The 219-nt window shown below is 42.5% G+C and carries 1 pseudogene; it reads right to left on the reverse strand.

Annotated features, from left to right (window positions below):
- Window positions 1–219: pseudogene (locus FD23_RS09025) on the reverse strand (RNA-guided endonuclease TnpB family protein); the annotation flags it as partial.

Genomic DNA, 219 nt, shown 5'->3' on the forward strand with positions numbered 1-219 from the left:
CGTAGATAGCTATATGCCTGCTTGATTTGTTTGTGTTTCAGCTTAGTTTCAATCTCGGCAAGAGCTTCGGCGTATTCTTCCGGCAGCTCAATTGGCTTGTGAAGAAGAACGGCTTGCCATGCGCTTTTAAATTTCAAGATAAAGAACAGAAGGTGGCGCTGATCTGCAGAAAAATTTTCATTTCCTTGAATCAGCTTCTTCAAACGGTTAGCCAGATTC

Source organism: Lactobacillus delbrueckii subsp. delbrueckii DSM 20074 = JCM 1012 (assembly GCF_001433875.1).
Lineage (GTDB): Bacteria > Bacillota > Bacilli > Lactobacillales > Lactobacillaceae > Lactobacillus > Lactobacillus delbrueckii.